Origin of the sequence: Streptomyces sp. GESEQ-35 (assembly GCF_017948485.1) — a bacterium.
GTDB lineage: Bacteria > Actinomycetota > Actinomycetes > Streptomycetales > Streptomycetaceae > Streptomyces.
The window spans coordinates 1-18,224 of the sequence record NZ_JAFFSX010000055.1; the positions used below are offsets into that span (position 1 = coordinate 1).

17 protein-coding genes are annotated in these 18,224 nt (G+C 68.6%); 13 read left to right on the plus strand and 4 right to left on the minus strand.

The window, feature by feature from the left end:
* The first annotated feature begins 24 nt into the window (after window positions 1-24).
* From KCH87_RS47935 to KCH87_RS47970, 8 genes are all read left to right on the plus strand, one after another.
* On the plus strand, window positions 25-669 hold the full coding sequence (locus tag KCH87_RS47935) for an HAD family phosphatase (protein ID WP_210594361.1): 645 nt from the start codon (window positions 25-27) through the stop codon (window positions 667-669).
* Window positions 670-751: 82 nt separating this feature from the next.
* Window positions 752-1,969 (plus strand): MFS transporter, encoded by a 1,218-nt coding sequence (locus tag KCH87_RS47940; protein WP_210594363.1) that lies wholly within the window; start codon window positions 752-754, stop codon window positions 1,967-1,969.
* A complete protein-coding gene (locus KCH87_RS47945) occupies window positions 1,920-3,095 on the plus strand; it encodes an acetoin utilization protein AcuC (RefSeq protein ID WP_210594365.1) in 1,176 nt (391 codons plus the stop codon). Before KCH87_RS47940 ends, KCH87_RS47945 begins: the two co-directional genes overlap by 50 nt.
* 81 nt (window positions 3,096-3,176) lie before the next feature.
* On the plus strand, window positions 3,177-3,992 hold the full coding sequence (locus KCH87_RS47950; protein ID WP_210594367.1) for a phosphatase: 816 nt from the start codon (window positions 3,177-3,179) through the stop codon (window positions 3,990-3,992).
* 129 nt (window positions 3,993-4,121) lie between these two features.
* On the plus strand, window positions 4,122-4,331 hold the full coding sequence (locus KCH87_RS47955) for a helix-turn-helix domain-containing protein (RefSeq protein ID WP_016437488.1): 210 nt from the start codon (window positions 4,122-4,124) through the stop codon (window positions 4,329-4,331).
* 155 nt (window positions 4,332-4,486) lie between these two features.
* Window positions 4,487-4,585 carry a 30S ribosomal protein bS22 gene (locus tag KCH87_RS47960; protein WP_003948845.1) on the plus strand — a complete coding sequence of 33 codons (99 nt, stop codon included), beginning with the start codon at window positions 4,487-4,489 and terminating at the stop codon, window positions 4,583-4,585.
* Between the two features lie 299 nt (window positions 4,586-4,884).
* Entirely contained in the window at window positions 4,885-5,946 is a 1,062-nt protein-coding gene (locus tag KCH87_RS47965; protein ID WP_210594369.1) for an NAD-dependent epimerase/dehydratase family protein, read from the plus strand.
* 14 nt (window positions 5,947-5,960) lie between these two features.
* Window positions 5,961-7,016 carry a lysophospholipid acyltransferase family protein gene (locus tag KCH87_RS47970; protein ID WP_210594371.1) on the plus strand — a complete coding sequence of 352 codons (1,056 nt, stop codon included), beginning with the start codon at window positions 5,961-5,963 and terminating at the stop codon, window positions 7,014-7,016.
* 250 nt (window positions 7,017-7,266) lie between these two features.
* Here the strand turns inward: KCH87_RS47970 and KCH87_RS47975 are convergent, their stop codons facing one another.
* The 3 genes from KCH87_RS47975 to KCH87_RS47985 all read right to left on the minus strand — a co-directional run bounded on the left by KCH87_RS47975 (window position 7,267) and on the right by KCH87_RS47985 (window position 10,788).
* Window positions 7,267-8,502, minus strand: coding sequence for a DUF5667 domain-containing protein (locus KCH87_RS47975; protein WP_210594373.1), 1,236 nt, complete (start codon window positions 8,500-8,502; stop codon window positions 7,267-7,269).
* A gap of 237 nt (window positions 8,503-8,739) precedes the next feature.
* Complete coding sequence (locus tag KCH87_RS47980) at window positions 8,740-9,516, minus strand: ECF subfamily RNA polymerase sigma factor, BldN family (RefSeq protein ID WP_210594374.1); 777 nt, start codon at window positions 9,514-9,516, stop codon at window positions 8,740-8,742.
* Window positions 9,517-9,852: 336 nt separating this feature from the next.
* The gene (locus KCH87_RS47985) at window positions 9,853-10,788 is read right to left on the minus strand and encodes an HAD family phosphatase (protein ID WP_210594375.1); all 936 of its coding nucleotides are present in this window, start codon (window positions 10,786-10,788) and stop codon (window positions 9,853-9,855) included.
* Window positions 10,789-10,913: 125 nt separating this feature from the next.
* On the opposite strand from KCH87_RS47985, the gene KCH87_RS47990 reads away from it, so the two are divergent.
* From KCH87_RS47990 to KCH87_RS48010, 5 genes are all read left to right on the plus strand, one after another.
* Window positions 10,914-11,183: a glutaredoxin family protein gene (locus tag KCH87_RS47990; protein WP_210594376.1), complete on the plus strand. Its 270-nt coding sequence runs from the start codon at window positions 10,914-10,916 to the stop codon at window positions 11,181-11,183.
* 261 nt (window positions 11,184-11,444) lie between these two features.
* Window positions 11,445-12,209: a redox-sensing transcriptional repressor Rex gene (locus tag KCH87_RS47995; protein WP_210594377.1), complete on the plus strand. Its 765-nt coding sequence runs from the start codon at window positions 11,445-11,447 to the stop codon at window positions 12,207-12,209.
* Entirely contained in the window at window positions 12,206-13,912 is a 1,707-nt protein-coding gene (locus KCH87_RS48000; protein ID WP_210594378.1) for a glutamyl-tRNA reductase, read from the plus strand. Before KCH87_RS47995 ends, KCH87_RS48000 begins: the two co-directional genes overlap by 4 nt.
* Entirely contained in the window at window positions 13,909-14,871 is a 963-nt protein-coding gene (hemC, locus tag KCH87_RS48005) for a hydroxymethylbilane synthase (RefSeq protein WP_210594379.1), read from the plus strand. The genes KCH87_RS48000 and hemC overlap by 4 nt, the downstream gene beginning before the upstream one ends.
* Window positions 14,868-16,571, plus strand: a complete 1,704-nt coding sequence (locus KCH87_RS48010; protein ID WP_210594380.1) for a bifunctional uroporphyrinogen-III C-methyltransferase/uroporphyrinogen-III synthase — start codon at window positions 14,868-14,870, stop codon at window positions 16,569-16,571. The genes hemC and KCH87_RS48010 overlap by 4 nt, the downstream gene beginning before the upstream one ends.
* Before the next feature lie 47 nt (window positions 16,572-16,618).
* On the opposite strand, the gene KCH87_RS48015 is transcribed toward KCH87_RS48010, so the two are convergent.
* Window positions 16,619-18,016 carry an FAD-binding oxidoreductase gene (locus tag KCH87_RS48015; RefSeq protein ID WP_210594381.1) on the minus strand — a complete coding sequence of 466 codons (1,398 nt, stop codon included), beginning with the start codon at window positions 18,014-18,016 and terminating at the stop codon, window positions 16,619-16,621.
* Window positions 18,017-18,224 lie beyond the last annotated feature (208 nt).

Here is an 18,224-nt window from a genome sequence, read left to right on the forward strand (position 1 = left end):
TCGGATCGGTTTAGGCTCGTAGCCATGCGCTATGACCTCGTCATCTTCGACAACGACGGAGTGCTCGTCGACAGCGAGCCCATCTCCAACGGGCTACTGGCCGCCTATCTCACCGAGCTCGGGCATCCGACCTCGTACGAGGACTCCCTTCGCGACTACATGGGCGCCGCCATGCACCGCGTACACGATCTGGTGGAGGAACGGACCGGGCAGCGGTTGCCGGAGGACTTCGACGATGTCTTCCACACGCGCGTGTTCGCGGCTTTCGAGCGGGAGTTGAAGCCGGTGGCCGGGGCCGTCGGGGTGCTCGAGAAGTTGGCGGCGGACGGGGTGCCGTACTGCGTGGCGTCGTCCGGGAGTCATGAACGGATTCGGGTGGGGCATCGGACGACGGGGCTGGACCGGTGGTTCGGGGATGGGCAGATCTTCAGCTCGGAGGACGTGGGTCGGGGGAAGCCGGCGCCTGATCTGTTTCTGTACGCGGCCGGGCGGATGGGGGTCGCGCCGGAGCGGTGTGTGGTGGTGGAGGACAGCCCGTTGGGGGTGAGGGCGGCCGTGGCGGCTGACATGGACGTGTACGGGTTCACCGCCATGACCCCTGCGGCGAGGCTGGTGGGGGCGACTCAACTCTTCTCCGGCATGGGGGATTTGCTTGATCTGCTGGCCTGAGGCCGCCCCAAAGTAAACTTGAGGAAAATTCATCTTTGGCTTGATATACCCAGCGGTACCCCGGGGCTCTACGCTCGCCGCCATGACTGATGTGCTGCGGCGCGGTAGGGCCTCATTGGCGTTCGGCTTCTTCGCGCAGGGTGTTGCCTTTGCGCTGCTGGTGACGCGCATCCCTGCGATTCAGGACCGGTACGGCGTGTCCGACGCGCTGCTGCCTGCCTTCCTGGCGGCGGTGCCGATTCTCGCCGGGGTCGGGAGCGTCACGACCGAGCGGCTGGTGAAGCGAATACGGCCCAGTGTGGTGCTGCGTTGGTCCCAGCCCGTCGTGCTCCTGGCGCTGCTCGGGGTCGCTGCCGGCGACCGGATGATTGAACTCGGCGTCGCGCTGGGCGCGTTCGGGCTCGCCGTGGGGGCCCTGGACGCGTCGATGAACATGCTCGGGGTGAGTCTGCAGCGGTCGTACGGGCGCAGCATCATGCTCAGCTTCCATGCCGCGTACAGCCTGGGTGGGATTGTCGGGGCCTCGCTCGCGTGGGTGGGAGCGCACTGGGATCTTGCGCTGGCCGTGTCTTACCTGCCGGTTGTGGTGGTGCTCGTGCCGGTCGCCCTGGTGGGGAGTCGGTGGTACGTCGACGGGGTGGCGCCCGAGAAGGAGGCGGCCGTAGCGGGGGGTGAAGGCGGGGGCCTTGTCTTCAAGATGCTGTTGCCGCTGTGTCTGGTGATGACCTTCGCGTACATCGGGGACTCGACCGTCTCCAACTGGAGTGCGAAGTATCTCCAGGATGTGCTGGGGAGTTCGGAGCAGCTGGCTACCGTTCCGTACAACGTCTACATGGTGACGACGCTCATAGGGCGGGCCCTCGGGGACTTCGGGGTGCGGCGGTTCGGGGCCGCGATGGTCGTACGCGGCGGGGCGCTGGTGGCTGCTGTGGGGTTCGCTGTGGTGGCCGGGGCGCCTGGGGCCTGGGTGGGGATGCTGGGGTTCACCCTGTTGGGGCTGGGGTTGTGTGTGCTGGTGCCGCAGACCTTTGCCGCGGCCGGGCGGTTGTTCCCCGGTGCTTCGGATGCGGCCGTCGCACGGCTGAATGTCTTCAACTATGTGGGGTTCTTGATCGGTTCGCCGTTGGTGGGGGCGTTGGGGGATGCCTGGAGCTACCGCGGGGCCATGCTCGTGCCGATGGTGTTGGTGCTGGTGACGTTCGTGTACGCCCGGTCGTTCGAAACTCAACCGGACCGATACGGTGGCGGGCATGAGCGGCCGCGCACAGCTGATGTGGGACGAGGCAGTAACGGGCTATGACTTCGGTCCGGACCATCCGATGGATCCGGTTCGGCTCGCCCTGACCCGGAGTCTGATCGATGCCTTCGGGCTCGACCGGGACGTGGATGTCGTGGCCGCCAAGCCGGCCGGCGAGTCGACGTTGCGGCTTGTGCATCGGGAGGACTACATCGCCGCGGTGAAGGCGGCGTCGGAGGATCCCGGGGCGGCGGACGTGTCGTACGGGATCGGGACGGTGGATGATCCGGCGTTCGCCGGGATGCATGAGGTGTCCGCGTTGATCGCCGGGCAGTCGGTGGGGGCGGCGGAGGCTGTGTGGCACGGGGATGCGCTGCATGCGGTGAACTTCGCGGGTGGGTTGCATCATGCGATGCCCGGGGGCGCGTCGGGGTTCTGTATCTACAACGATGCCTCGCTTGCCATTGCCCGGTTGCTGGAGTTGGGGGCCGAGCGGGTCGCCTATGTGGATGTCGATGTGCATCACGGGGACGGGGTGCAGGCGGCGTTCTGGGAGGATCCGCGGGTTCTGACGATTTCGCTGCATGAGCATCCTCGGACCTTGTTTCCGCAGACCGGGTGGCCTGAGGAGACGGGGGCGGAGGGGACCGCGGAAGGGTCGGCGGTGAATGTCGCGTTGCCGGCGGGGACCGGGGACGCGGGATGGCTGCGGGCGTTTCACGCGGTCGTGCCGGAATTGGTTGCCGACTTTCAGCCGGATGTGCTCGTCACGCAGCACGGGGCCGATACACACTTCGAGGACCCGTTGGCCCATCTTGCCGTTTCGCTGGATGCGCAGCGGGCTGTGCAGGTTGCGTGTCATGAGCTGGCTCATGAGTACGCCGGGGGGAAGTGGGTCGCCCTGGGCGGGGGCGGGTACGCCGTGGTGGATGTGGTGCCGCGATCTTGGACGCATCTGGTGGCCATTGCGGCTGGGCGGCCTGTGGAGCCCGAGGTGATGATTCCCGAGGGCTGGCGGCAGCAGGTCTTTGCCCGTACCCGGCAGTTGGGGCCGGCCCGGATGACTGACGGGCGGTGGCCGGTGGCCTTCGCCGACTGGGATGCGGGGTACGACCCTGCGGATCGGTTGGATCAGGCGGTGCTGGCTACGCGGCGGGCCGTGTTTCCGTTGCGGGGGATGTTGCCGTAGCGGGTGACAGCCTTACGCCAACTGTGCGGTGTTCCCCCGTTCCCCTGACGGCTCCAGCTCCCGTCCGTCAGCATCACACGCGTGTTGACCACCGGCGCCCTGCGCGCGCATCTGTTGGCTGCCCGGCTTGCTGGGACCGTGGCCACGTCCCGGGAGGAGAGCCTGCGGAGTTATCGGCTGTTCGCTGCCCGTGATCCCCGGGTGCTGATCGGGATTGATCCTGAATGGACTTGGCGGCAGCGGGATTTGATCGGTTTGATGGCGGACAAGTGTGGGGTTTCGGCCGATCCGGCATGTATCTCCGGCCATGATGTGATCGATCCTGAGCTGACTTTGGCCGCCCTCGATGCCTTCGCCGATCGGATCGCGACAGCGGCGCAGCGTGGCGTGCCTGTGCTCCTCGGCACCGGGCATCCTCACCGTCTGCTCGGCTTCTACGCCGCCTTGGCGGACGCGCTGTCGGCGGCAGGATGTGCCGTACTCACACCGGCGCAGGGTCGCTGTGTCGACATAACGACCCGGTTCGGTCTACGCACGTACAACCTTGACTACGTACGAGGAGTCGCGTTGATGCGAGAACCGGACGCTCTCCGCTCCGGTTGTGAGACCGGCGCACACACGCACTCGCCGCTGCCGGTTCGTACCGTACTGGCGGCGGCGGCCGAGGCGGGCGGGCCGTTGCCCGGGTTGGTGATCGGGGATCACGGGTGGGTCTGCGGAGCAGGTCAGCTGGGGTTTGAGGCCATTGGTCTTGCGGATACCGATGACCCTGCGCTCTTCGTGGGGGAGGCCGAGGGGTCCGTGTCCGTCGTCGTTCCACTTGATGACGCTGTGCGGTCTGATTACTACCTGCCGCTTACCCGCTACGTACTCAATCGAGCGTGTCTGTCACAGTAGGTCGCCGATGGCTGCACCTCTTCCCCACTCGCATCACCCGCCCCTACATTGGGGAGTGAGCACGCAACGACGAAGCGTCACCGGAAGGGGAAGCCGGTGACCGTCGAGTGCGGAAGGTTCAGGTGTGTCATGGCTGCTGAGCAGAGGCCTCTGAGCGAGGTTCAGTTCCTTACCGTGGCGGAAGTCGCCTCGGTGATGCGAGTGTCGAAGATGACCGTGTACCGACTGGTGCACAGTGGTCATCTGCCTGCGATCCGGGTGGGGCGGTCCTTCCGCGTCCCCGAGAACGCGGTTCACGAGTACCTTCGCGAGAGCTATGTGGGGGTGGAAACCGCCTGACGACGGTGGGCCGGGGAGATCCTCAGGGCACCATGGGATCTGCCCCGGTCCCCTCGATTACGACCTCAGCGCTCGGACGGGTAGGCTGGCCCCTTGTAGGTCGTATGGGCCCATGGCGCCCAACGCCGAGTGATGAGAAGTGAGCGAGGGTAGTCGTGGGCTCTGTTATCAAGAAGCGGCGCAAGCGGATGGCTAAGAAGAAGCACCGCAAGCTGCTCAAGCGCACGCGCGTTCAGCGTCGCAACAAGAAGTAGTCCACGGTCCGCAAGGACCAGGACTACTGACGGCGCAACGCCGCGAGAGCGTGTCAGTGGCCCCCCACCACACCCGGTGGGGGGCCACACGCGTCTCGTCCCACAGCCGTTCTGTGCGTACGCCTGTGTTTCACATGGCTGGGTCTGTTCGTACGTCTGTGGATGGCGTCACTTCGTGCATTGGGCGGTCATCACAGCGCAACATCGACCCGCTAAGTTGGCGGCACACGGGGAACACGGCAGGGTAACGAGCAGCGGTGTGTCAGGTCTGGACGATTCCTGGAAGGAAGGCGCTGATCTTGGGGAAGGTCGTGCTCGTGACCGGAGTGGCCCGTCAGCTGGGGGGCCGGTTCGTACGACGGATCCAGCGTGACCCACAGGTGGACAGGGTGGTCGCCGTGGACGCGGTCCCGCCCGCGCATCATCTGGGCGGCGCCGACTTCATCCAGGCCGACATCAGGCAGCCGACCATCGCGCGCGTGCTCGCCGAGACGGGCGCCGACACCGTCGTCCACATGGACGTGACGGCCACCGCGCTCGGCAGCGGAAGCCGGGCGACGGTCAAGGAGACCAACGTCATCGGCACGATGCAGCTGCTGGGTGCTTGTCAGAAGTCCCCCAGCGTCAAGCGGCTCGTCGTGAAGTCCAGTACGAACGTCTATGGGTCCGCACCTCGCGATCCGGCCGTCTTCACCGAGACCACCCCTCCCAAGTCCCTCCCCAGCGGCGGCTTCGCCAAGGACACGGTCGAGGTCGAGGGGTACGTACGGGGCTTCGCGCGCCGCCGGCCGGACGTCGCCGTCTGCGTGCTGCGGTTCGCCAACATCCTCGGTCCCACCGCCGAGACGCCGCTCGCCTCGTACTTCTCGCTGCCGATCCTGCCGACCGTGTTCGGCTACGACCCCCGACTGCAGTTCGTGCACGAGGACGACGTGATCGACGTGCTGCGGATCGCCTCGCACGAACCGGAGCGGGGCGCGCTCAACAGCGGCACCTTCAACATCGCCGGAGACGGCGCCCTGCTGCTCTCCCAGTGCTCCAGGCGGCTCGGGCGGCCCACCATGCCGCTGCTGCTGCCGGCGGTCACCTGGGCGGGCTCCCTGGTGCGTACGCTGGGCATGACCGACTTCTCGCCCGAACAGATCCGGCTGCTGACCCACGGCCGCGTCGTGGCGACGGACCAGATGCGTGAGACGCTCGGATTCAAGCCGAAGTACACGACCGCCGAGACCTTCGCGGAGTTCGCGCGCAGCCGCGGTCCCGGACTCCTGCCACCGGAGGCCCTCGCGGGGGCCGTCGACCGGATCGCCGCGCTGCCCTTTCCGGGCAGCGGCCACCTCCCGACGCAGAGCGCCAACTGAGGAGCGCATCAACGATGGCGGACGCCAAGGTCATTCCGTTCGACGACGACCGGTCCCGTGGGAGCGCTGTTCAGCGGCCGCCGCGGCGCCGGAGCGCGGGGAGCCGGCGCAAGAACGGTGAGCCCGCGCTCGTACGTGAGGTCCAGCCCCTGCCGGGGCGGGCGCTCCCGCAGGATGATGTACCTGTGACGCGTGAGGAACAGCCGCCCCAGCAGCCCCCCAAGGACGACGGAGGTCTGGAGCGGCGCATCGCGGGCGGCCTGGCCTTCCTGCGCCGCCGCCTGACGGGCGACTACGAGGTCGACGACTTCGGCTACGACGAGGAACTCACCGACCATGTCCTGATGTCCCTGCTGCGCCCGGTGTACGAGAAGTACTTCCGGGTCGAGGTGAAGGGCGTCGAGAACATCCCCACGGACGGCGGCGCCCTGATCGTCGCCAACCACTCGGGCACGCTCCCGCTGGACGGCCTGATGATGCAGGTCGCCGTCCACGACCACCATCCGGACGGCCGCCACCTCCGCCTTCTCGCGGCCGACCTGGTCTTCGTGCTGCCGGTGGTCAACGAACTGGCCCGCAAGCTCGGCCACACCCTGGCCTGCGCCGAGGACGCCGAACGCCTGCTGGCCCAGGGCGAGCTGGTCGGGGTGATGCCGGAGGGCTTCAAGGGCATCGGCAAGCCCTTCAGTGAGCGCTACAAGCTCCAGCGCTTCGGCCGCGGCGGCTTCGTCTCCACGGCACTGCGCCAGGGCACCCCGATCATCCCGTGCTCGATCGTCGGGGCCGAGGAGATCTACCCGATGATCGGCAACTCCAAGACCCTGGCCCGGGTCCTGGGCTTCCCGTACTTCCCGCTGACCCCGACCTTCCCGTGGCTGGGCCCACTGGGCGCGGTCCCGCTCCCCACGAAGTGGACGATCCAGTTCGGCGAGCCGATCCTCACCGACGGCTATCCCCCGGAGGCGGCGGAGGACCCCATGCTGATGTTCAACCTGACCGACCAGGTCAGGGAACAGATCCAGCACACCCTCTACAAGCTGCTGGTGCAGCGCCGGTCGGTCTTCTTCTGAGTCGGCTCACGGATGTGGCTGTCGACGACAGGATGTCCCCAGGACGGCGATCCCGGTCGGGTGAAGCCGCCGGACGGAGTCCGGCGCAGCTGTCCGCAGCCTGCGAAGCAGTGCAAGGGCAGCAGACAGGAGGGGCCAAGCTGCTGGTGCAGCGTCGGTCGGTCTTCTTCTGACCGAGGAGACGGTTGTACGACGATGGGGGCGCCCCTGTGAGAAGGGCGCCCCCATCGTCGTACTGCCGCCGTGACCCCTACTCGATGTCCTCGCCGTTGATGCCGAGTCCGGGCAGCAGGCCCGGGAGTAGCGGTGGAAGCGTGACGTCCGGCTCGGCGCTCGGACTGCTGCTTCCGGAGGGGGAAGCGCTGCCGGGGTTCTTCGGCGGATCGAGCAGACCGCCGGTGCTGCCACCGAGCAGACCGCCGCCCTCACTACCGGAGTTGGACGGCTTGCTGGGCTTCGTGCTGCTGGAACCGCTGCTACCGTCCGACGAGCCGGTTCCCGCGCTCGGCGCCGCGGACCGATCGGCACCGGAGGAACCGTCGGACGTCGACCCGGAGCCCTGCCGCTGACCGGCACCGCCGCCCCCTGGGGCCGGAGGCTGCGGAAGCAGGGACTGTAGCGGGGCGACCTCTTGGTCTATGGCGTCGAAGACCGACGACACCTGATCGCTCACGTCACCCAGCTGGAGGGGCAGCCGCTCGCGCAGCGCGCCCCAGGCATCGCGATGCGAACTCGAGAAGGTGGAGAGGGCCTGGATGGGGCCCAGGGACTCCGGGTCGCGTGAATAGGCCGCGCTCAGCAGGCGGTGGCCTTCGGAGGCGTCGTGCGTCATGCCGGACAGGGCACGGCGGATCTCGCCGAGCGACTCGTGGTCGAGCTGTCCGCCACGGTCCCGCTCCATCAGTCGCCGGGCCTCGCTGAGCCTCGTCGACGCCTGGTCGAGATAGGAACGGCCACGTTCGTCGTCCCCGTCGGCCAGGTAGTTGAGCTTGAAATCCTCTATGCCGCGCTTGAGCCCGTACAGCGAGTCGCCGGGCAGCGCGCCCGAACTCGCGGCGGCGACTCCGCCGAAGGCCCCGGCGGCAACGCCGACACTGAGCCCACCGGCGGTGAGCCCCTTGGCCAGCCGAGTACGCGGCCGCAACTTGCCCAACGGGCTCGCCCGATGGGCACCGTGCCCTCGAGGAGACCGCTGCCCCGGCATCAAAGGCTCAGTCGCCCCACCACCCACGGCCCCTTCCTGGAGCATGGCCTCCATCGCGGCCACCAGCTGGGCTCGCTGGACGACCTTGACCTCGGGGTCCATTTCCGGCTTGGGCAGCTCGCCGAGACCGGTCGTGAGGGACAACAGGCGCCCCTGCTCGGTCTCATCCGCAGCAGCCGCTGCCGAGGCCTCGGACTGCTCGGCCGCCGAGCCCCGGTCGGACTCCTCCAGGGCCTGGGCGAAGGCGTTCGCCCGCCGGTGCGCCGATACGTTCGCGATCACTGGCGGCACCTCCTCTCGTCATGACGGTCGACTCCCCAGGGGGTCCTGAGGGTTGCACACCCTGACCAAATCAACACGATCGAGTGATCGAAGACGGCCAGGGAGTGACCACAGGGAGCCTGCATCCCGCACAACGAGTGGCGCGGCACTTGGGTTACGGACGATGGATGATCCGACGGCGGAGTCAACAGACTTTCACTGTAGGTGAGTTGGTGATTGCTGTGCGTATCCGGGCGGTCAGCGGGCGTCGTCCGGGAGGAGCCGGGCGAGGGTGCGGACGGCACGGTACTGGAGGGTCTTGATGGCGCCCTCGTTCTTGCCCATCACGCGGGCGGTCTCGGCGACGGAGAGGCCCTGGAGGAAGCGGAGCGTGACGCACTCCTGCTGCTGGGGATTGAGCCGCCGTACGGCATCCAGCAGTGCGGCGTTGGAGAGGGATTCGAGCACCGAATCCTCGGGCGACCGCTCGACCTCGTTGGCGTCGAGCATCTCCCCGGTGGTCACCTCCAGCCGGAACCGGCTGGACTTGAAGTGATCGGCGACGAGATTGCGGGCGATGGTCACCAGCCATGCCCCGAAGTCCCGCCCCTGCCAGGTGAAGGTGCCGATCCTTCTGAGCGCCCGCAGAAAGGTCTCGCTCGTGAGGTCCTCGGCGGTCGCTTTTCCTCCCACCCGGTAATAGATGTACCGATAAACAGTGTCGCTGTATTGGTCATAGAGCCGTCCGAAGGCATCGGCCTCGCCGGCCTGAGCGCGCTCGACGAGGTCCATCATGCGCGCGCTGTCGCTGTCCGCTGCCGGACGGCGAGCGGTGGTGGCACCGGCCGAGCGCCCCCGTCTGCTGACGGCCGCGCTGCCGTCGGCGAGCGCGTAGCAGGGGCCGACCGGTGCTGTTGTGGCTACGGCAAGGGCGGGGCCGGCGTACGCGGTGGGGACGAAGCCGCGCAACAGGTCTTCGACCGTTGCGCGCAGCGTAGCCAGGCCCGAGGCGTCAACCCCGACGTGTGGGTACACGGGACTCCCAGAGGCAGAGCTTCCATCACGTGCAGTGCGGGACCGTTCACCCGTCGTAGCGACGGAGGGGTACCGGTTTGCGTCTGAGGAGAATAACGCTTCGTGCAGGCATTGCTACGCCCAGTTGCTCAAATCATCGATTCCGTCGCTTCTGTAACCGATTGACGGTCGATCAAGTGCCGCACTGTGACCGGTTGTTGATCGTCCTTGGTTGGGTTCCGGTCAGGAGCGGGGCGTGTTGTGGCCGTGTGCAGCCAAGGGGACTGGATGGGGCGGTGCAGGGGTACGACCACTGGATTGCCCGGGGTTTGGGACGTGACCCGGCGTGGTCCGCGGTCAGCGGCGTCGCCGGCTCAGGGCGATCGCCGCCGCCGTGCCGCCCGCCACCGCTCCGACGCCGGCCGCGGCCGGGATGCCCACCTTGGCGGCCTTGCGGCCTGTGCGGTAGTCGCGGAGGCGCCAGTCCAGTTCGCGGGCGTGCTTGCGGAGCTTGGTGTCGGGGTTGATGGCGTAGGGGTGGCCGACCAGGGAGAGCATCGGGATGTCGTTGTGGGAGTCGCTGTAGGCGGCGCAGCGGGACAGGTCCAGGCCCTCCGCCGTGGCCAGTGCCCGTACCGCTTCCGCCTTCGCGGGGCCGTGCAGGGGCTCGCCGACCAGTTTGCCCGTGTACACGCCGTCCACCGACTCGGAGACCGTGCCCAGCGCGCCCGTGAAGCCCAGGCGACGCGCGATCACCGTGGCGATCTCCACCGGCGCCGCGGTCACCAGCCACACCTTCTGCCCCGCGTCCAGGTGTGCCTGGGCCAGCGCACGCGTCCCGGGCCACATCCGGTCGGCCAGGTACTCGTCGTAGATCTCCTCGCCGATCGTCATCAACTCGGCCACCCGGTGGCCCTTGACGATGGAGAGCGCCGAGTCGCGCGCGTCCTGCATGTGCTCGGGGTCCTCGACGCCGGCCAGCCTGAACCACGCCTGCTGCCAGGCGAACCTGGCGAGGTCGCGGGTCTCGAAGAACTTCCGCTTGTGCAGGCCCCGGCCGAAGTGGAAGATGGCGGCGCCCTGCATCACCGTGTTGTCCAGGTCGAAGAACGCGGCGGCCTTGTCGTCGCCGAGTACGGGGAACTCCGGTTCGCCCTGGTCCTTCTCGGCGGACGGCGGCGGTTCCTGCTCCTGTGTGGTTTTGCGTGCGGCCTCCGCCGAGGCCTCGCCTGCCAACACGCTCCGGGCGGTGGCGGAGCGCCTACGGGGAGTGAGCCATCCAAGAGCGGCCATGGCGTGAGCATAGCCAGTCTGTTCGGTGGTTCCGGAGTCGGGAGGTTTGGTGGCTGTGAACTCTCCGCGACCGTGTCGTTAAACATGTCGTTAAACAGTCGTCGTCACCGCGCGAGAATGGCCGTATGAGTCCTCTCTTCCGGCGGCGGGCCGGCTCGCGTGACCGGCTTGTCACCCTCATCCGCAAGCCGGGCTGCCATCTGTGTGATGACGCACAGCTCGTCATCGAGAAGGTCTGTGCGGAGCTGGGTGTTCCATGGGAGGAGAAGGACATCACCCAGGACCCCCAACTCCACGACCAGTACTGGGAACAGATCCCTGTCGTACTCGTCGACGGGGAGCAGCACACCTTCTGGCGCGTGAACGAGGATCGCCTTCGGAAGGCGCTGACGTAGTACTGACCGACCAGTCCAAGTCGTCCGGAAACTGACTTAGGATCGACGCGACCTGGTCTCGGGGGTGGGGATCGTTGAGGAGAGTGTTCGGTTTTGACCCCCGTGGCGGCCCCGAGGGAACGGCGCGTGACCCCGGTCACGTTGGCCGGGCAAATCGGACACCATCTTTGTGCACGCGTTCACAAAGACATAGCCTGCTTTCGACGGGGCGGTCTGGGTACGTGTGACCGCCTGCAGCCCCGCTCTACCCGCAGGAGCACCGTGGCAACTGGCCGAACTCACCGACCGGCGACCCGTAGCCGAGGGATTCCCGAGGCCACCGTCGCCCGGCTTCCGCTGTATCTCCGCGCGCTGACCGCACTGTCGGAGCGCTCGGTACCCACGGTCTCCTCCGAGGAGCTGGCGGCCGCGGCGGGGGTCAACTCCGCCAAGTTGCGCAAGGACTTCTCGTATCTGGGGTCGTACGGGACCCGTGGTGTCGGCTACGACGTCGAGTATCTCGTCTATCAGATCTCGCGTGAGCTGGGGCTCACCCAGGACTGGCCGGTTGTGATCGTCGGTATCGGTAACCTCGGCGCCGCCCTCGCCAACTACGGCGGGTTCGCCTCCCGTGGCTTCCGGGTCGCCGCGCTCATCGACGCCGATCCGGAGATGGCCGGAAAGCAGATCGCCGGGATCACCGTCCAGCACAGCGACGACATCGAGCGGATCATCTCCGACAACGGCGTCTCGATCGGGGTCATCACCACCCCGCCGGGCGTCGCCCAGCAGGTCTGCGACCGGCTCGTCGCCGCCGGCATCACCTCCATCCTGAACTTCGCGCCGACCGTGCTGTCCGTCCCGGACGGCGTCGACGTACGCAAGGTCGACCTCTCCATCGAGTTGCAGATCCTCGCCTTCCACGAGCAGCGCAAGGCCGGCGAGGAGGCCGCGTCGAGCGATGGCGCCGGCCCCGTCGCCGCCGTCCGCGGTGAGGCCGCCGACAAGGGACCGGACGGGGACGTACCCGCCGTGATGCCGGCATGAGTCTCCTCGTCGTAGGGCTGAGTCACCGCAGCGCTCCGGTCAGCGTCCTGGAGCGGGCCACGCTGTCCGCGGACGCCCAGATCAAGCTGTTGCAGGACACGGTCGCCGCCGAGCCGGCCGGCGAGGCCGCCGTCCTCGCCACCTGCAACCGCATCGAGCTGTACGCGGACGTGGACAAGTTCCACGCGGGCGTCGCCGAGCTGTCCACGCTGCTCGCCCAGCACAGCGGGGTCGGCCTGGAGGAGCTCACTCCCTACCTGTACGTGCACTACGAGGACCGGGCCGTCCATCATCTCTTCTCGGTGGCCTGCGGGCTGGACTCGATGGTCGTGGGCGAGGGCCAGATCCTCGGCCAGATCAAGGACTCCCTCGCGACGACCCAGGAGCTGCACACCGCGGGCCGCCTCCTCAACGACCTGTTCCAGCAGGCGCTCAGGGTCGGCAAGCGGGCCCACTCCGAGACCGGAATTGACCGGGCCGGTCAGTCCCTGGTCAGCTTCGGCCTGGAGCAGCTGGCCGTCGGTACGCCGGTCGACACCTGGGCCCGCGGCAAGAAGGCCCTGGTGATCGGCGCCGGTTCGATGTCCTCGCTGGCCGCCGCGACGCTCGCGCGCGCCGGAGTCGCCGAGATCGTCATCGCCAACCGCACCATCGACCGCGCCGAGCGCCTCGCGCAGATACTCACCGAGGGCGACGACACGCACGTGCTGGCCCGCGCGGTACCGATGGATTCGGTGCCGGTCGAGCTGACACGTGCCGATGTCGCGGTGTCCTGCACGGGGGCTACGGGGCTGGTGCTGGCGGCGGAGACGATCGCCGCGGCGATGGACGGCCGTGGAGTCGTCGCGCAGCCCGGCGTTTACGAGCCGCCGCCTCGCTTTGGGTCGGGAGCCGCCCCGGGCGGCACGCATGCCCGCAGCTTGGCGGGCGAAGAGAACTGCCCGCTCGATCTGGCCGCCGTACAGCCCGGGTTCTCCGTCATGGGCGAGGCCGCCGTGGCCGGCATGGACGCGGCCACGCTGGAGCAGCACGCCACCTGGGTGGACAACGGCACTGTCGACCACCGGGAAGCCGTCCGCCGTACCGAGGTCGATGCCGAGCTGATCACCGCGCTTGCCGCGACCGCGGCCACCGCCGGGCGGATCCCCGAGCGGCGCAGGCCCGAGCCGGTGCCGTCCGTATGGCGGCCGGAGCCCGTGCTGTTCCTGCTGGACCTGGCGATGCCGCGCGACATCGACGCGGCCGTGCACCGGCTCGCCGGCGTGCGTCTTGTCGACATCGAGTCGCTCGCCGAGGCCTCCGCGGACGCTCCGATGGCGGCCGACGTCGACCAGGTCCGCCGTATCGTCTCCGACGAGGTCGAGGCCTTCGGTGCGGCGCTGCGGGCCGCGCACATCACGCCTACCGTGGTGGCGCTGCGGACGATGGCCGCCGACGTGGTGGCGAACGAGATCGCCCGGCTCGAAGGACGGCTGCCCGGCCTCGACGACAAGCACCGGGCGGAGATCACCCAGACCGTGCGGCGCGTCGTCGACAAGCTGCTGCACGCGCCGACCGTACGGGTCAAGCAGCTCGCGGCCGAACCCGGCGGCGCCGGGTACGCGGACGCGCTGCGCACCCTGTTCGACCTCGACCAGGAGACGGTGGCCTCCGTCTCCCGCGCCGAGGACAGCACCAGCAAGAAAGACCGAGGCTCGGCATGAGTGACGACAAGGCCCTGAGACTGGGGACCAGGCGAAGCAGACTCGCCCTGGCCCAGTCCGGGCAGGTGGCAGAGGCCGTGAGCCAGGTGACCGGACGGCCCGTCGAGCTCGTCGAGATCACCACGTACGGCGATGTCTCCCGTGAGCAGCTCGCGCAGATCGGCGGCACGGGGGTCTTCGTGACCGCGCTGCGGGAGGCGCTGCTGAAGGGGGAGGTCGACTTCGCGGTTCATTCGCTGAAGGACCTGCCGACCGGGCAGCCGGACGAGCTGGCGCTGGCCGCCGTCCCGCTGCGCGAGGACCCGCGGGACGCGATCGTCGCCCGGGACGCGCTGAAGTTCACCGACCTGCCGCGCGGGGCCCGTATCGGTACGGGTTCGCCGCGGCGCATGGCCCAGCTGAACGCGTACGCACGCACCCACGGGCTGGATATCGAGACGGTTCCGATTCGCGGGAATGTGGATACGCGGGTCGGGTACGTGCGCGATGGTGTGCTTGATGCGGTTGTGCTTGCTGCGGCTGGGTTGCAGCGCATCGGTCGTATTGATGAGGTGACTGATTTTCTTTCGGTCGACACGGTTTTGCCCGCCCCCGGCCAGGGGGCACTCGCGATCGAGTGTGCCGCGGACAACGCGGACCTCATCGCAGCGCTCGCGGAGTTCGACGACCCGTTCACCCGGGTCGCCGTGACTGCCGAGCGGTCACTGCTCGCCGCCCTGGAGGCCGGTTGCAGCGCCCCTGTGGGCGCGCTGGCCGACCTTTTGGCCGACGGGCAGATTGTCAAGGAAATGCGCCTGCGCGGCGTCGTCGGCACGACCGACGGCTCGCGGATGGTGCAGTTGTCCACCACCGGTCCCGTGCCCGAGACGTACGACCAAGCAATGGCGCTCGGCCGTGAACTCGCTGCCGAGATGCTTGCCCAGGGCGCGGCCGGTCTGATGGGGGAGCGAGCACAGTGAGCCCCACCAACCTTCCCGCCGGTCCGGAACACGGGCACGTCACCTTCCTTGGTGCCGGACCCGGGGATCCGGGACTGCTGACTCTGCGCGCCGTCGAGGCGCTGGCGAACGCGGACGTTCTCGTCGTCGAGCACGAGGTGCTCGACGTCGTACGCGCTCATGCCAGGTCCGGCGTCGCCGTCGTGAACACGGACCCGGGTCCTTCGTCGGACCCGCTTCCGGGCACAGGCACGCCTCAGCTAACGGTTGTTGACGGTTCGTCAACAACCGCTGGGGGCCCCGTCGTGCGGGATGCCGCACATCTTGTCATGGAGGCCGCACGGGGCGGCAGGCGGGTCGTGCGTGCGGTCTCGGGGGACCCGGGACTGGATACGTACGCCGCCGAGGAAATGCTCGCCTGCGCCGCCGCGGGTGTGCCGTTCGAGGTCGTGCCGGGTGTTGCGGCCGCCGTCGGGGTGCCCGCGTATGCGGGTGTTCCGCTGCGGGACGCGCAGGGTGCCGATGTGCGGTTCGTCGATGCGCGGACTGCCTCGGACCGGTGCTGGACCGAGGTCGGTGCGTCGGACGGCACGGTTGTTGTCTCGACGACTCTGGATTCGGTGGCTGCTGCTGCCGGTGAGCTGGTTTCGGCTGGGCGCAAGCCCGATACGCCGATGACCGTCACGGTCGCCGGTACCACTACTCGGCAGCGGACCTGGACCGCCACGCTGGGGACCATCGCGCAGACCCTGAAGCAGGCGAAGGTGCTGCCCTCGCCTGATGGCGGGCGGCCCGTGATAGCCGTGGTCGGGGAGCGTTCTGCCGCGGCTCAGCGTGAGCAGCTGTCGTGGTTCGAGTCCAAGCCGCTGTTCGGGTGGCGGGTTCTTGTGCCGCGTACCAAGGAGCAGGCGGCTTCGCTCTCCGACCAGTTGCGGTCGTATGGAGCCGTACCGCACGAGGTGCCGACGATCGCCGTCGAGCCGCCGCGGACGCCCCAGCAGATGGAGCGGGCGGTCAAGGGGCTGGTGACCGGGCGGTACGAGTGGATCGCCTTCACCTCGGTGAACGCGGTCAAGGCCGTTCGGGAGAAGTTCGAGGAGTACGGGCTCGATGCGCGTGCTTTTGCGGGGATCAAGGTCGCCGCGGTGGGGGAGCAGACCGCCAAGGCGCTCGTTGCGTTTGGTGTGAAGCCGGATCTCGTGCCTAGTGGGGAGCAGTCCGCTGCTGGGTTGTTGGAGGACTGGCCTCCTTATGACCCCGTTTTTGATCCGATCGATCGGGTGTTCCTGCCTCGGGCCGATATCGCCACGGAGACGCTGGTGGCGGGGCTTATCGAGCTTGGGTGGGAGGTTGACGACGTGACCGCTTATCGGACCGTGCGTGCCTCGCCGCCTCCTGCGGAGACCCGGGAAGCGATCAAGGGCGGTGGGTTTGATGCGGTGCTGTTCACTTCGTCCAGCACGGTGCGGAATCTGGTGGGTATTGCCGGGAAGCCGCACAACGTGACCGTGATCGCTTGTATTGGGCCTGCCACGGCCAAGACCGCCGAGGAGCATGGGCTTCGTGTCGATGTGATGGCTCCTGAGCCTTCTGTGCACAAGCTGGCCGAGGCGCTCGCCGACTTCGGGCTGCGGCGTCGGACTGCTGCGGTGGAAGCCGGGGATCCGGTGACGCGGCCGAGTGAGCGGCGGCCGGGGGCTCGGCGGAGGCGTACGACGTAGCGAACGGCCCGGGAGGTGTCGTAACGGCTGTGTGGTGTGCGGTGAGGCTATGCCGGCGTCACCGTGTGCCCGTAGCGCAGGAGGTTCTTCGGGTCGTACGTCGCCTTGTCCTGGCGCAGGCGGTCGTAGACCTCCGGCGTCCAGGCCCGGGCGCGGTCCGACTCGTTGCCCGGGCAGCCGTGGATGTTGACCATGGAGCGGCCCGTGCCGTAGGGGGCCATCGCCGTGTTCAGGGCTGTCGTGGCCGTTTCGACGGCCTCGGCCGCCTCCTGGCTCGGTACGACGGCGACCGTTTCCAGGAGGTGGCTCGCGTCGCGGGCGCAGATCGCGTCCTCCTGGGTGGTGGGGCGGGCCAACGCGCCTCCCATGTGGCGCAGTTCGACTATCAGGAGGGGGTAGTCGGGTGCTGCCTCGGGGCCTGACTGCGCCAGCAGTGTGTCGACGGCCTCGGGGGTGAGGTCGGCGAGCAGGGCGCAGGACTCCCTTGCGGGCAGCGGGTCCTGGGGCTCGGCGAAGATCGAGTCGACGGCGGTGTAGTCCATCTCGTCGACCGTGTCGAACACGACGGGTGCGGCCGCGCGGATCGGGTCGAGAAGGCGTCGGCCGTCGTCCGGGTCGCCGGTCCAGGCGATCGCTACGCGCGCCCAGAAGCGGCCCCGCAGTGGTTCGGGGATCGTCGGGAGCGGGGGGAGGCGGAGGAGGGTGAACGCCGAGCACATCTGGGTGGGGACGGTGGTCGTCCAGTCGGCCCAGGCTCGGAGCAGGGGTTCCGCGTGCTCGCCGGCGCAGTAGATGCCGCCGCCGAGGATGCGGGACAGGGGGATCAGCTCTGTGACGAGCGAGGTGACTACGCCTACGTTGCCCTTGCCGCCGCGCAGGGCCCAGAACAGCTCCGGCTCGCGGACCGCGTCCACCTCGCGGAGGACGCCGTCGGGTGTGACGACCTGGAAGGAGCGGACCAGGTCGGAGGCGTATCCGTAGGTCCGGCCGAGGACCGGGAGTCCGCCGCCGAGCGTGTAGCCGATCACGCCCGCGTCCGTGGACGAGCCGTTGAGCGCGGCGAGGCCGTGGAGGGCGCCGGCCTCCAGGACGTGGCGCCACTTCGCGCCTGCGGCGATGGTTGCGGTGCGTTCGGTCGGGTTGATCTGTACGTCCGTCATACGGGCCGTGTTGATCAGGAGGCCGCTGTCGATCGGGAAGTTGGCGCCGTGGCCGGTGCCCTGGACGGCTACGGGGGTGTCCGTGGCTGCGGCCCAGCGCATCGCGGCGACTATGTCGCCGGCGTTCGTTGCGCCGATGACCAGGTCCGGGATGTGGCGGGCGGCCAGGTTGAAGCCGGTGACTTCGTCGGCGTAGCCGTCGTCCGTGGGGCGTAGGACCGGGCCTTGGATGTCGGAGAGGGCGAACAGGTCGGGAGTGTCGTGGGGGTGGTGGGCGGTGGTCATCGGGTCCTCCCCGTTGGGGTGCTCGGGGGGCTTGTTCTTTCAGCTTGGACCCGTGGGTCGTGGGGCGCATTCGGGTGGCTGTGTCTGCGGGGGTGTGTGGCGGCTGGGGTCGGCGGGGGGGTCGTCGACGATGTTCTGCCGGGAGGTCGTGGGGGAGGTGCTCGGGCTGCCGGAGCACTGGGATCCGCTGGGGGCGGGGGCGGGTGGG